This is a genomic window from Xanthomarina arctica (assembly GCF_014638915.1).
In the GTDB taxonomy this organism is placed as follows: Bacteria; Bacteroidota; Bacteroidia; order Flavobacteriales; family Flavobacteriaceae; genus Xanthomarina; species Xanthomarina arctica.
Map to the genome: position 1 here is coordinate 1,206,327 of NZ_BMFQ01000001.1, position 14,508 is coordinate 1,220,834.

Annotated in this window: 12 protein-coding genes and 1 tRNA gene; 7 read left to right on the forward strand and 6 right to left on the reverse strand. The window is 31.6% G+C overall.

Annotated features, from left to right (window positions below):
- Positions 1–32: 32 nt before the first annotated feature.
- The 4 genes from IEV77_RS05220 to IEV77_RS05235 form a co-directional block, all read right to left on the reverse strand.
- Positions 33–557, reverse strand: a complete 525-nt coding sequence (locus IEV77_RS05220) for a hypothetical protein (RefSeq protein WP_188462502.1) — start codon at positions 555–557, stop codon at positions 33–35.
- A 52-nt stretch (positions 558–609) separates the two neighbouring features.
- Entirely contained in the window at positions 610–1,797 is a 1,188-nt protein-coding gene (locus IEV77_RS05225; RefSeq protein WP_188462503.1) for a hypothetical protein, read from the reverse strand.
- A 44-nt stretch (positions 1,798–1,841) separates the two neighbouring features.
- Positions 1,842–2,786 carry a hypothetical protein gene (locus IEV77_RS05230; RefSeq protein ID WP_188462504.1) on the reverse strand — a complete coding sequence of 315 codons (945 nt, stop codon included), beginning with the start codon at positions 2,784–2,786 and terminating at the stop codon, positions 1,842–1,844.
- A gap of 859 nt (positions 2,787–3,645) precedes the next feature.
- A tRNA-Phe gene (locus IEV77_RS05235) sits at positions 3,646–3,721 on the reverse strand.
- Between the two features lie 101 nt (positions 3,722–3,822).
- On the opposite strand from IEV77_RS05235, the gene IEV77_RS05240 reads away from it, so the two are divergent.
- From IEV77_RS05240 to IEV77_RS05270, 7 genes are all read left to right on the forward strand, one after another.
- Positions 3,823–4,554, forward strand: coding sequence for a type III pantothenate kinase (locus IEV77_RS05240; RefSeq protein ID WP_188462505.1), 732 nt, complete (start codon positions 3,823–3,825; stop codon positions 4,552–4,554).
- Positions 4,551–5,864: a BamG family beta-barrel-assembly machinery protein gene (bamG, locus tag IEV77_RS05245; RefSeq protein WP_188462506.1), complete on the forward strand. Its 1,314-nt coding sequence runs from the start codon at positions 4,551–4,553 to the stop codon at positions 5,862–5,864. Before IEV77_RS05240 ends, bamG begins: the two co-directional genes overlap by 4 nt.
- 17 nt (positions 5,865–5,881) lie before the next feature.
- Positions 5,882–7,258 (forward strand): tetratricopeptide repeat protein, encoded by a 1,377-nt coding sequence (locus tag IEV77_RS05250; RefSeq protein WP_188462507.1) that lies wholly within the window; start codon positions 5,882–5,884, stop codon positions 7,256–7,258.
- Between the two features lie 93 nt (positions 7,259–7,351).
- Positions 7,352–7,903, forward strand: coding sequence for an LPS export ABC transporter periplasmic protein LptC (gene lptC, locus IEV77_RS05255; RefSeq protein ID WP_188462509.1), 552 nt, complete (start codon positions 7,352–7,354; stop codon positions 7,901–7,903).
- A gap of 37 nt (positions 7,904–7,940) precedes the next feature.
- Positions 7,941–8,132, forward strand: coding sequence for a hypothetical protein (locus IEV77_RS05260; protein WP_188462511.1), 192 nt, complete (start codon positions 7,941–7,943; stop codon positions 8,130–8,132).
- Between the two features lie 3 nt (positions 8,133–8,135).
- Positions 8,136–9,425 carry a hemolysin family protein gene (locus tag IEV77_RS05265; RefSeq protein WP_188462513.1) on the forward strand — a complete coding sequence of 430 codons (1,290 nt, stop codon included), beginning with the start codon at positions 8,136–8,138 and terminating at the stop codon, positions 9,423–9,425.
- Between the two features lie 175 nt (positions 9,426–9,600).
- A complete protein-coding gene (locus IEV77_RS05270; protein WP_188462515.1) occupies positions 9,601–11,727 on the forward strand; it encodes a peptidylprolyl isomerase in 2,127 nt (708 codons plus the stop codon).
- A 60-nt stretch (positions 11,728–11,787) separates the two neighbouring features.
- Here the strand turns inward: IEV77_RS05270 and IEV77_RS05275 are convergent, their stop codons facing one another.
- On the reverse strand, positions 11,788–13,041 hold the full coding sequence (locus tag IEV77_RS05275) for a GYDIA family GHMP kinase (protein WP_188462517.1): 1,254 nt from the start codon (positions 13,039–13,041) through the stop codon (positions 11,788–11,790).
- 78 nt (positions 13,042–13,119) lie between these two features.
- Complete coding sequence (locus IEV77_RS05280) at positions 13,120–14,439, reverse strand: hydroxymethylglutaryl-CoA reductase, degradative (protein WP_188462519.1); 1,320 nt, start codon at positions 14,437–14,439, stop codon at positions 13,120–13,122.
- Positions 14,440–14,508 lie beyond the last annotated feature (69 nt).

The window sequence follows — 14,508 nt, forward strand, 5'->3', positions numbered from 1 at the left end:
ATTTGAATTTTATTGAAGGAAATAGTTTTTTGTTAGGGCATGTAATCAACTTCTCCATTATAATTTCCATTAATTTCTATACCGTCCCAATTAAAAGTGTAATCAATATTAATATACGTAAATCTTCCATCACTATTATATTCAATTGAATTTATAGTAGCTGAACCAGATTGAAAATTATTAGAATTTGTCTCTGCACAACAGGTAAATCCAAGGGTGTCTCCAAAAGAAACAAAATCTCCATCTTCTTTAATAATATTTTTATCAAACTGAACCACCCCATGAATCAATCCATTATTAGTTGAATAAATCCCTGGTACTAAATTACCATCTGAATTATCAATTTCAAAGCGACCTCTTACTTCAGTGTATGAATCTAAAGTCTTGTCAGCTGAGGAAAAAATAATTGAACGTAAGTCTGCTCTATTATAAGCATAGTTAGTATAGTAATCGCTTCCATTAACTGAAAATCCATTTTGTATATTACTTGAATCGTCATCATTAGAACAGCTTAAAATTATTGCTGATAATAATAAAAAAAAGACCTTTTTTTTCATATTTGAATTGTTTAAGTTTAAGGAAACGCTTTAGTTTTGGTTAATAGTCTAATTATTGACTACAATTCCCATCAATAATATCTTGTTGAGACGGATTGTATGCATTAGATTCGGTAAGAAATTCTCCCGTAAAAATATTACATATAGGTTGGATGCCACATAAATCTGTTAGAATACTATTATTTATAATATTTAAGGACATACGTAAGGATCCAATATTCTGTAGGCCATTTAAATTTGTTAAAACAGGATTGTTATTTATAACCAAGTTGGTGCCTACTTGTCTAATGTTATTTAAACCAGATATGTCTGTTAACATATCATTATTTTTAATTTCCAGACTATAGCCTACAGATGAGATATTTTCTAAACCATCTAAATTAGTTAAGATACTATTTCCCTCAATTTTCAAATATCTACCCACAGATTTGATGTTCTGTAAACCATCTAAATTAGGAAGTGAATAATTATAGCCTATATATAATTCCTCTTGCATTCTTATATCGACGTTTTGTAAACCACTTAAGCTTATTAAGACACTATTTTCATCAATAGATAAATGATTAACACTTGTCAGGTTAAGAAGCCCATCTAAATTAATCAAAGCATCATTCAAAGAAATATATAAATTAGTATCAACATGTGTAAGATTTTGAAGACCTTCTAAACTTATTAAGGCATCATTATTTCTTATATGTAAATTTTTAATAGAAGTGATATTTTCTAGCCCTTCCATATTTATTAAAGAGTTATTATCACTGATTTGAATTAAACCATTAAAAGATGTTACATTTTGTAATCCAATTAAATTTATTATAGAATTGTTGCCAATTACACGCATTCCACTTTTTAAAGATGTTAGGTTTTCTAAACTACCTAAACTTAATAATGAAACATTATTTATTATACTTATTGATTCCATAGATGTAATATTTTGGATGCCATCTATATTTATTAATGAATCATTATCCATTAGAACTAAACTTCCTACATAGGTGAGGTTCTGTAAACCATCTAAATTAGTAATATCTTCTCCAGAAATTTTTAATGCATAGGTGATTTCAGTATAACAATTATTTGTAAAATCATCAACTTCATTTTGAGTATTTAGTTCTATAGATCCAACATATGTTGTTTCACAACCTTCATTTTCAATATCAGCATTGTCATCATCAGATCCGCAAGAAAATAGGATTAGGTTTAATAAAATAAGAGGTAATAATAATTTCAATTTTTTCATAAGATTTGGGTTTATAGGCTTACTAATGTGAATGTTATCAGTTGTTAATTATTAAAGAAGAATAAATTTGAACTATGAAACCCAGGCTCTCCATTTATGCTTGATTTATCTAATTCACCAGTCTGTATATTAATTATTCCTGCTTCATTTCTACCATCGCCTCTATAAATATATTCGAATCGGGAATCTTCTGAATCATATCCTATGGCAGAACCACCAATAAAATCGGATAACGTACTAATTTGATTTCCATGAATGTCATAAAGATATTCAAAAACTTCAAAATTAATCTCTCTTCTACTTATGATATAAATTTCAGAATTAGAGCTAATAATATTAAATATATTCAAGTTGCTTGGCAAAGATATTTGGGTCATTGCGTTTGTATCTAAATCTATGATTACTCCATTAATTTGATTAGTTTCTTCATCTAATATTACCAACTGATTTAGTTTATCTAAATAAAAAATATCTAAATAACCATTAAATCCATAAATAGCAGATAAATTGATATTTTCAACAATCTGATTTGAAATTATCTTTCTAAAATAGATATGAGAACTTTGATTGTCTTCCAAGACCAAATAGATATTTTCATTATTGTCAATTACTGCTTTTTCTAAATGTTCTTGGTCTGAGATTAAAATTGGTATTTCTTGCGTAGGATAATGATACTCATCACTGTTTAAGATATCTAATACATTTGCCTTATGGAATACTAAATCATTTGAAGTATCACTTAAAGAAGAAAAGTAAAAATTGTTAGTGGTTTCATTGAAATAAAAATTGAACGTAACATGATAGCCATATTTAAATAAACGTTTTATAACCATATTAGAATCATCTCCAATAATAGCTCCAGAGCCATCTGTTTCAAAAATCAGCTTGTATCTTGTGTCAGTAACTTCATCTCCATTTTCTGAATTATCATCACTTGAGCAACCTATAGTTAATAAGATTAATGTAAAAATTGCTAATAAATTTTTCATATAAGTAGGGTTTAATTGAGGGTAATTCTTAATAATTGGACTAATATAAATGTTTTTTTTAAATTTTCCTTTGAGTAAATTTTGTTGGAATATTATTTGTCAACCATTTTATGTCAAAATTATTTAATTTAAAAAGCTTCAAAAATTAGAATGGAGGTATTTAATTTTATATGTATATTTGATTAGAAAATAATTATAAATCAGAGTACACGATCAGGTACATGATTTAGTTAAAATAAGCAGAAAAATAACGTAAAATCGGGTTTTTCTCAAACTCATCCCTCTAAAGTTACTGGTTCGGTTCCAGTTTGGGCTACTAAACAAGAATAATCAGAAATGATTATGTTTTTTCATGATTTTATTTTTTTACATGATAATTGTAAAATGAATACGGAAGTGAAAACGATTTTATTTGAAACAAAATTTAGCATATACTTTAGGTTTGGTGGATTCATAATTCAGAGTAAGTAACAGCCTTATTGTTTTAAGACTATATCTTTAGAATGTCACTTTAAAAAAATCTATAGCTTGTTGAGCCCGTTGGTCGTAGATTTGGTAATTCTCTTCGTCTTTACATTTCCCTTTACGGCTTTAAATTTTGAAGTGGTTGAGCTTATTTGTAAATGAAAAAATTGGGTTATATTTCAAGGAGAATACATATTTTTTCTAAATAATAGTAGTCAATCTGAAGAGCTAATGAAAGTTTGGATGGGGTTAGTTGTCTCTTTTGTATAGATCAATAAATGGTTCTAAAAAAAATGAGATGGAATTTTTACTAAGCAGAAACAAACATGTTGTCCCTTATGTTGTCCCCGTAAAAAGCAAAAACCCCATAAACACTGAAGTTTATGGGGTTTTTTGGTGGTGCCTCCAGGAATCGAACCAGGGACACATGGATTTTCAGTCCATTGCTCTACCAACTGAGCTAAGGCACCAATCGCGTAATTGCGGTTGCAAATATATATTCTATTTTATTATTCGCCAAATGAAAGTAAATAAAAAATCGTTTTGTAATTTTACAAACTTGATTTATGATATGAATTTAATTATTGACGTAGGAAATACTTTTGTGAAATTTGCTGTTTTTCAGGGAGATGAGATTGTTTTTCAGTCTTCCGTTGAAGAATTTTCTTTTGAAAAAAACTTTGAAATTATTTTAAAAAATCATCCAGAAATTGATAAATGTATCATTTCTTCGGTTGGAAAACTTAATGAAGAAGCTTTAAAACACCTAAAACATAACCTAAAAGTCCTTGTTTTAGATTCAGAAACTAAATTACCTTTTAGTAATCAATATGCCACTCCAAAAACTCTAGGAAGAGATAGATTAGCATTGGTTAGTGGTGCAGTAAAACAATTTCCGGGAGTAAATGCGCTTGTAATTGATGCAGGAACATGTATTACTTACGACTTTATTTCTAGTGAAAATGTTTATATGGGTGGTGCCATTTCACCCGGAATTAGAATGCGTTACAAATCTTTGAATAATTTAACGGCCAATTTGCCGTTATTAACTACACAGATGCCAGAACACTTAATTGGAAACACAACAGATAACGCTATTCACTCCGGTGTGGTTTTTGGTGTTTTAAATGAAATTGATGGCATTATTAGCCGTTATAAAGATAAATATCTAGATTTAACAGTTATTTTAACAGGAGGTGACGCTAATTTCTTGTCAAAACAATTAAAAAATAGCATATTTGCCAACTCAAATTTCCTTGTAAAGGGATTGAACCATATTTTACAATTTAATTCAACCGAATGATTAAAAAACTGTTATTAGTTTTTATTGCATTATTTGCAATTCAAAGTTACGCTCAAGAAGGCACAGCCTCTCCATATTCTTTTTATGGTTTGGGTAGCTTAAAATTTAAAGGAACTACCGAAAACAGAAGTATGGGAGGGTTAAGTGTTTATTCAGACAGTATCCACCTAAATCTTAGAAACCCAGCTTCCTATGCGTCCAAAAATCTAGAACGTTACGATTACGAAAGTAGACCTGTAAAATTCACAGTAGGGGGTAATCACAATAATTCAAAACTTAAAAGTGATACGGCTTCAGATGAAGTCAATTCTACTACCTTCGATTATTTTGCTATGTCTTTTCCTGTTGGGAAGTTTGGCGTGGGAATGGGTTTAATTCCTTACACGTCTGTTGGATATAAATTAGAAACTTTAAACGCAAGCAACGAGCTTTCAAGTAAGTTTAGAGGAGATGGAGGTATTTATAATGTTTACGCGTCCGTAGGATATTTAATATCAGATGGTTTTAGTGTAGGTGTTGATCTTGGCTATAATTTTGGGAACATTAAAAATAACACCATTGAATATGTTTATGATAATGAAGGTGATTTAACTCAATATCAAACTAGGGAAGATAATAATTCTGACGTAGGTGGGGTTAGTATGAATTTAGGCTTGATTTATTCTAAAATGATTAATGACGAGTTTGAGCTTACCACTAGTTTTACTTATAGACCTACGGCTAAATTAAGATCCCTAAATTCTCGTACTTATAATACCGTTAGTATAAACCCTTTTACCGATCAAGAGACTGTAATAAACTCTATTGAAGCTAATTTACAAGGGCTTAAGGATACCAGTTTAATTGTGCCAACAAAATTATCTGTTGGAGTTGGAATTGGCCAGCCTAGAATTTGGTTTGTAGGTGCGGATTATGGTTATTTAAACTCTAAGAAATTTGAAAACGAATTATATGCAAATAGTAATTCGGCAGGGAACGTAACCTATTCGAATGCTTCTTCTGTATCTGTTGGAGGATTTTTTATTCCAGATTACAGGGCGTTCTCAAGTTACTTAAAAAGAATAGTTTACAGAGGTGGAGTTAGGTTTGAAGAAACCGGTTTAAATATTAATGAGGAGGCTATAAATGAGTTTGGCATATCTTTTGGAGTAGGATTACCAATGGGGAACTCTTTCTCGAATGCCAACTTTGGAGTTGAGTTTGGAAAAAAAGGAACCACGAGTAGTAATTTAATTCAAGAGAATTTTGTTAACGTCTTCATGAGCTTATCGTTTAACGACAGATGGTTCGAAAAAAGAAAGTATAATTAAAGAATAAAATAAAAGTTATGAAAGCCAAAATTACATTAATGTTGTCCTTTTTATTTTTAGGATTAAGCTATGTGTCTGCTCAAGATGATGATTCAAGTACATTGTCTATCATGTCTGAATATGCAAAAGCTAAAAATTACGAAGCTGCTTATAAGCCATTTATGGAATTAAGAAAAAGCAACCCTAATTACAGTAGAGCCATTTATGTGTATGGTGAAAATATTCTAGATTATAAGATTGAGAATTCTACAGGTACTGAACAAGTTGCATACATAAACGATTTGGTAGGTCTTTGGGGTGAAAGAGAGCAATACTTTGCTAGTAAAACACCAAAAGGTGAATATGCTGCTAAAGCATGTCAGTTAATGTATGATTATAGAGAGGTGTTAAATAAAAGCAATGCAGATTTATATTCTTGTTTTGATGCTGCCTATAATTTAGATGCCGCTACGTTTACAAATCCGAAATCACTTTATACTTATTTTTCATTAATGGTTGATTTGTATGATTCTGGAGATAAAACAGCTTCAGAGTTATTTAATAAATACGATGATATTGTTGAAAAAGTTGATCAAGAAATAGAAAACTATTCTGAAAGTTTAAATGTTCTTATTGAAAAAGAAGAAGCTGGAACTGCTTTAACTAGTAAAGAAGAAAGATACAAAAATTCTTATGAAAGTTATTTAAGAGCTTACGATCAAATTTCAACTAGTATTAATAGTAAATTGGGAACTAGAGCCAACTGTGAAAACTTGGTGCCACTTTATACTAAAGATTTTGAAGCAAACAAAACTAATGCTGTTTGGTTACAAAGAGCGGCAGGAAACATGTCGTCTAAAGATTGTACAGACGATCCATTATTCTTTAAATTAGTAAATGCGTATCATAAATTAAGTCCTTCAGCTAACTCTGCTTATTACTTAGGGATCTTAAAAGACAAAGAAGGTAAAACTTCAGAAGCTATTAAGTTCTACGAACAAGCTATTAGTTTACAAACAGACTCATTTAAGAAAGCAAAACTTTACGAGAAAATTGGAGACAAATTAAAAGCTAAAGGAGATTATGGTTCTGCAAGAAACTATTTTAGAAATGCTTTAAAGCACAATCCTTCTAACGGAAGACCGTATTTAAAAATTGCGGACATGTATAACAGAAGCGCCAATAATTGTGGAGATACTAACTTTAACAAGCGTGCTGTGTTCTGGTTAGCTGCAGATGAAGCTCAAAAAGCTGGTCGTGTGGATCCAACATTAAAAAGTGCCGCTGCTCAAGCCGCTGCAAGTTATGAATCGAAAGCACCTCAAAAAGCTGAGATTTTTAGCGCAGGAAATGCAGGCCAAAAAATTAATATTGGTTGCTGGATTGGAGCGAGTGTTACCGTACCAAGTATATAATGATTAACACAGTTTTACATAAAACTAATTACATAGTCACAGCTTTTGCTGTGACTATGTTTTTTTTATATAGTATTTATTTATTCTTTTAAAATGGACATATATAAATCGCATAGAATATTTTTAGTTTGTAGTGTCATTTTAATGACGCTCATTTCATGTAAAAATAACTTCGATGAGGTTAAAAAAATTGGTGTTTCGGAAAACGCACCTATTGGTATTGCAGAAGGACTCAATTTAAAATATACGGATTCTGGTCGAGTAACTGTAAATTTAAGAAGTCCGAAGATGTTGGATTATTCCAACAGAATATTTGTTTTTAACGAATTTCCAGATGGCATTGACTTAGATTTATTTGATGAGGAAAACCAGAGAAGCAACGTGATTGCAGATTATGCTATTGTGTACGATAAAACTGGAATCATCGATTTACAAGGTAATGTAGTGCTGTCTTCAACTAGTAAGGACACCTTATTTGCCGAACAACTTTATTTCGATCAAAAGCGAGAATGGCTCTTTACCAACAGGCCTGTTACTTTTAGAACAGGGAGAGATGTTATTAATGGTAAAGGTTTCGATTCCGATGTTAAGTTTACCAAAGCCCAAGTTTTAGAAATTGATGGGATTATAACACTTGACGAATAATTCTGTATCTTTACCCAACTATTTTAATACATACCCAATGAAAATATTCAAGTTTTTTCAATATGCTTATTTGTTCTTTGCTGTCATATTTATTTATGATGCCGTAGATGAATATATGGAAACTGGAGTCATAGCTTACACCTCATTATTATTGGCTGCTGCAGCCGTTTTTATGTTTTTCTTCAGAAAAAGATTTAATAAGAAATTCGAAAATAAAGGCGATAATTAAAACATGAACCCAGATGTTATAATTATTATTGCTTCCTTAATTCTTTCTGCATTTTTCTCAGGAATGGAGATTGCTTACGTGTCTTCAAACAAAATTCATATAGAAATTGAAAAAAAGCAACAGGGTGTTTTAGCAAAAATTCTTACTAAATTAACTGCTAGACCTTCCAAGTTTATCGCAACCATGCTTATTGGTAATAATATTGCCTTGGTAATTTATGGGTTTTTTATGGGCGATTTATTGGTAGCTTGGTTTGTTTCTTTTTTGCCATCAAGTTCTAATGTTGTAAATTTTCTTTTAGTAGATTTTAGTTTACTTACGCAAACCATTATCTCCACACTGATTATTCTAATTACTGCGGAATTTTTACCTAAAGTGTTTTTTCAAATCTATGCCAATTCATTCCTGAAACTTTTAGCAGTTCCTGCTTATGTTTTTTATGTTCTGTTTGGTTACATCTCTAATTTTGTAATTTGGATTTCAGATTTGGTATTAAAAAAATTCTTTAAAACCGAAGGAGATCAAGTTCAATTAGCATTTACCAAGGTGGAATTAGGTAATTATATTAGCGAGCAAATGGAATCTGCTGAAGAAAGCGATAATATAGATACCGAAATACAAATATTTCAGAATGCCTTAGAATTTTCCGAAGTAAAAGCTAGAGAAGTCATGATTCCCAGAACAGAAATTACTGCTGTGGATGTGACCGAGAATTCAAAAAATCTCAACATACTTTTTACGGAAACTGGTTATTCTAAAATATTAGTATATAAAGATACCATTGACGATATTTTGGGATATGTTCATTCTTTCGAATTATTTAAAAAGCCTAAAAACTTGAAATCTATTTTAGTTCCTGTAGAATTCGTTCCCGAAACTATGTTAATTAAAGATATTTTAAGTGTTCTTATTAAAAAACGAAAGAGTATTTCTATCGTTTTAGACGAATATGGTGGAACTTCTGGTATTATAACTGTAGAAGATATTGTAGAAGAGCTTTTTGGGGAAATTGAAGATGAACATGATACAGTCGTGTTAATTGAAGAAAAACTAGGAGACGATTTATATAAGTTTTCGGCAAGACTGGAAGTTGACTACCTTAATGAAACCTATAAGATCAACCTACCTGATAGCGAGAATTACGAGACTCTAGGAGGTTTAATTGTGGACTATACGGAGGAAATACCACAGCAAAACGAAATAGTTAAAATTGATAGATTTCAATTTACTATCCTAGAAGTTTCCAGCACAAAAATCGATTTGGTAGAACTAAAAATATTGGACACCGACTAAATTTCTATCCTTAAAAAGCGTTTTATTTAGGTTTTTTTGGCTTCTACCATGATAAAATTCACATTAAACTCAGGTTTAAAGAATTAATATAGCATTCTATTTTATTATTAAATAGAAAATGGTATTTTCGCGCACGATAATTTATACACATTTATAATCAATATAGAAATACAAAATGGCAGTTTTAAATAAAATTAGAAAAAACTCATTCGTTTTAATATTGGTAATAGCTTTAGCATTATTCGCTTTTATTTTAAGTGGACTTTTTGATGGAACAGCAAGCTTTACCGATAAATCTTCAAACATTGTAGCAACCATTAACGGGAAAGATATTACCCGTGAAGCGTTTATGCAAAAAGTTGAAGTTGCTCAAAGACAACTTGGTCCTAATGGAACCAATACACAAGCAATGAATAGAGTTTGGGAACAGGAAGTAAGACAAGCTGTTTTAGAAACACAATTTCAAGAATTAGGTTTATCTGTTGAACAAGATCAAATGAGAGATTTGTTAAGAACAAATTTAGCAAACAGTCCTGAATTTCAAAATGAAGCTGGTTTATTTGACGAAAACAAGTTAAACGAATACATTGCTAATTTAAAAGCAACCTCTACTGTTGCTTATCAACAATGGATTGATTATGAAAATAGTATTGGTGTAAGTGCATTACAACAAGATTATTTTAACTTAGTTAAAGCAGGAATGACTGGTACAGTTGCTGAAGGAAAACTAGAGCATATTTTAGAAAGCCAAACAGTGGACATTAAATACGTGCAAATTCCTTACACATCTATCTCGGATAGCGCTATTTCAGTTTCTAAATCTGAAATTACTTCTTATATTAACAAACACAAAAAACAATATGAAGTAGATGCTACTAGAGATATTCGTTATGTGGAATTTAAAGAAGTTGCTACTGTTTCAGATGAAAACGCTGTTAAAGAAGATTTAACTAGTCTATTAAAAGACCAAGTAATCTATAATGAAGATACAAAGGTTAACGATACTATTAGAGGTTTTGCTCAAGTAGCAAATAATAAAGTGTTTGTAAACTCTTATTCAGATATTAAATTTGAAGACCGTTTTATATTAAAATCAGAATTACCAACATCTGTTGCAGATACTATTTTCAATATGAATGTAGGTAGTGTTTATGGTCCTTATAAAGACGCTAACTATTTTAAATTAACTAAAGTAGTTGCAGCAACACAAATGCCAGATTCAGTAAAGGCAAGACATATTTTAATTCCTTTTGTTGGAGCTGCAAGTGCACAACCAGAAGTTGTACAAACAGAAGTTCAAGCTAAGAAAACGGCAGATAGTTTATTGACTATCTTAAAAAAGGACAATTCTAAATTTGGTGAATTTGTAACAACATATTCTTCAGATCAAGGAAGTTTGGCTAATGGAGGAAGTTATGATTACTTCACTTACAACACCATGGTTGAAGAGTTTAGAGATTTTGTTTTTGAAAATAACGAAGGAGATATCGAAGTTGTGAAAACGGTTTTCGGTTACCATATTATTGAAGTTGAAGGTCAGAAAAATAAACAACGTGCTATTAAAGTAGCAACTATTGCTAGAATTATAGAGCCATCTGATGCTACTATCAATCAAATATTCAACGATGCTTCTAACTTCGAAATTGCTATCCAAGATGGTGATTTTGATGCTATTGCTAAAGAAAAAGATTTAGCTGTACGTCCAGTAAATGGGATTAAGAATTTGGATGAAAACATACCTGGATTAGGAAACCAAAGAGCTTTAGTTCGTTGGGCTTTTGAAGAAGGAAAAGAAGTAGGATCTACTAAACGTTTTAACTTAAATGGAGGTTATGCTATTGTACAAATAACGGCTTCTAATGCAAAAGGTTTAATGAATACTGAACAAGCGTCTGTAACTGCTTTGCCAGCTATTAGAAAAGAAAAGAAAGCCAAAATAATAATGGATGATATTTCTGCAACTACTGTTGAAGAAGTAGCAACTTCTCAAAACGAAACGGTTAAAACAGCTTTAGCAATCACCATGAAAAACCCAACTATTTCAGGTGCTGGAAAAGAAGGTATTGTTGTAGGAACAGCTTTTGGACTTAAAGAAGGTGCAACATCTAAATTAATAAAAGGAGAAAAAGGAGTTTATATGATTGAAGTTACCAAAAAGACACCTGCTACAGAATTGGATAACTACCAAGGGTTTGCTAACCAAGTTGGTGCTTCTAAAATGAGTAATGTAAATACCCAACTATATAATGCTTTAAAAGATGCTTCAGATATTGAAGATAATAGAGCAAATACAGTTCAATAAGAATACACTTATATAAGTTATTAAAAGCTTCACAAACATGTGGAGCTTTTTTTATGGCCTTTATTTAATCATTTCAGAATAAGGTACAATCGTATGATATCCTTTATTTCTGAAATAGGGTGTAGGATTTTCTTCAGAAGTTACCAATACAAAATCGCCACCCCAAGCTCCAAGACTTTTTATAGAACCCTTAAAATCTGGAAATAGCTTTTCTTTAACAGAAACTTGTTGGAGGATACTTGAGATAAGCTGTTCGTGGCTGTTTAAAAGGGTGTTAAAGTCCTTTAAATTGGAACTAGAGATTAGTTTTAAAGTAATTTTACTTATTTCCTTAATCACTTGTGTTTTATCTGCTGTACTTGCTTTGTATTGCGCAATCCCATCCCGACTGTTTTGTTTTTTGTTTAGGTAGACAAAATAGAGGGCTTCTTTAAAAGATGGATTAAAGTCAACTTCTGTAATAAGGTTTTGATTATTGTTGCCTATTTGATAGGAAATAGGATGGTTGTTCTGTGCACAAGCAATATCGTAACCTGAACCACCAAAAGTTAGTTCTAATAATTTGTATGCGTCTACTTTTGCCCAACTGGCTATGTTGTTTATTAATGTTGAAGAAGTTCCTAAACCCCAATCTTGAGGAAAAGTGAGTTTTGTTTCTACATGACAACCAGAAGTTAAAAACTCTGGGTTTAGTTTTTTGACTGCTTGAAGAATGTTTAATAAGCGGGTTTGTTTCTCGCTGTTATTTGGAATTTGTAGAGAAATGTCATTTGGATTAATTTCAAAGACGGTTTCAAACCAAATCTTATTTTCAGAATCGAAACTCTTCCAAGTTACTTTATGTTCGTCGCAAGGCGTAACTTCTAGAGACTGTCCAAATTTAGTAGGAATGGCCAAAGACAAAGCCCCATCAAGAACCACATATTCTCCTGTGATGAGTAATTTTCCGTTGCTATAATGGGTTTCAATCTCAGATTTTGTTCTGCTTTTGGAGGCCGAGCGTAGTCGAAGCCACTCTTTATAGTGACTATCATTCATGCATTCTGCATATTCAGATAGCTTTTGAAAATTTTCTTCTATCAAAGCTGTTTTTTTGTTTCTACTCCAACCTTGAATTTGTTTTTCTCTATAGAAAGCATCATCTATACGTTGAAACTCTTCAAGGTAAATTAGATTTACGGGTAATCTTTTTCTAGTGTGATTTGCTCCTTGTCCATTTTGATGTTGAGCTATTCTTTTTTCAATATCAATAGTACTTCCTGTATAATAGGAACCATCAGAACATTCTAGTATATAAACAAATCCTTTTTGCATTATTTTTTATTTTGTGGCTTCGACTACGCTCAGCCACCGAACTCGACTAAACCCAATCACCAGTTTTAATGTTGAAAATTATTTTTTTCGTAAATTATGGATGGCTTCAACAACAGCACTATGCGTTGCTGTATGTGTTTTAAAATAGTTTGTTAATGTGGCTTTTTCTTCTTCAGTTGCTTCAAACTGATTCAATATATTCATGAGATGCATTTTCATATGACCTTCCTGAATTCCTGTGGTAGTTAAAGAGCGGATGGCACCAAAATTCTGTGCTAACCCAGCAACTGCTACAATTTGCATGAGTTCTTTTGCAGTAGGTTCATGTAATAACTCCAAGGCCAACTTTACAAGCGGATGCAAACTGGTTAGGCCACCAACAGTTCCTAAAGCAAGAGGTATTTCAATCCAAAAGGTAAAGATGTCGTTTTCTAATTTTGCATGAGTCAGACTGCTGTAACTCCCATTTCTGGAAGCATAGGCATGAACACCTGCTTCTACAGCTCTAAAGTCGTTACCCGTAGCTAAAACTACGGCATCAATCCCATTCATAATACCTTTGTTGTGGGTAACAGCTCTAAAAGGTTCCACTTCGGCAATTTTAACTGCTTGAATGAATTTTTTAGCAAATTCTTCAGAATTTATTGACGGATTTTCAGTTAGATCTTTTACGGGACAGCTCACTTCTGCTCGTACAAGGCAATTAGGAACATAATTAGAAAGGATGCTCATAATAATGTCAATGCTCTTTTCTTTTTCAGAAAAGGAAGCGTATTCAACTGCCTCTTCCCGAAAGGTTATAGCAAATTGCTCCAAACACGAATTGATAAAATTGGCTCCCATGGCATCCAAGGTTTCAAATGTGGCATGTAATTGGAAGTAGCCTTCTATGCTTTCGGTTTTATCACGAAGTTCAATATCTAAAATACCACCACCACGTTTTTCCATGTTTTTGGTAATGGCTTTTGTAGCCGCTATAAGTTTTGGTTTTACAGTTTTAAAGAACTTGTTTAAAGCATCAAACGATCCATAAAACATAAAATGAACTTGTCCGATTTTGGTTGTAGATAGGACTTCGGCTTTAAAACCACCTCTTTCTAACCAGAATTTAGCAGCTTTACTCGCCGCCGCAACCACAGAACTTTCTTCAATGGCCATGGGAATAGCATGCATTTTACCATTGATTAAAAAATTGGGTGCTACGCCAAATGGTAAATAATAATTGGTAATGGTGTTTTCTATAAACTCGTCGTGTAATTGCTGTAGCTTGATGTTGGAATTCCAATATTGCTTGATAATATGTTTTGCTTCATCCTTATTATTGAAGTAAGTAGCTACAATCCAATCGATTTTATGCGATTTGGAAAGTTTTGAAAAGCCAGAAATAGATTTGTTCATGGAAATTATATTGAAAACACAAAGATACTGTTCTTGTAACTATTTTTATATTAGTTGTGTTTTAAAAGG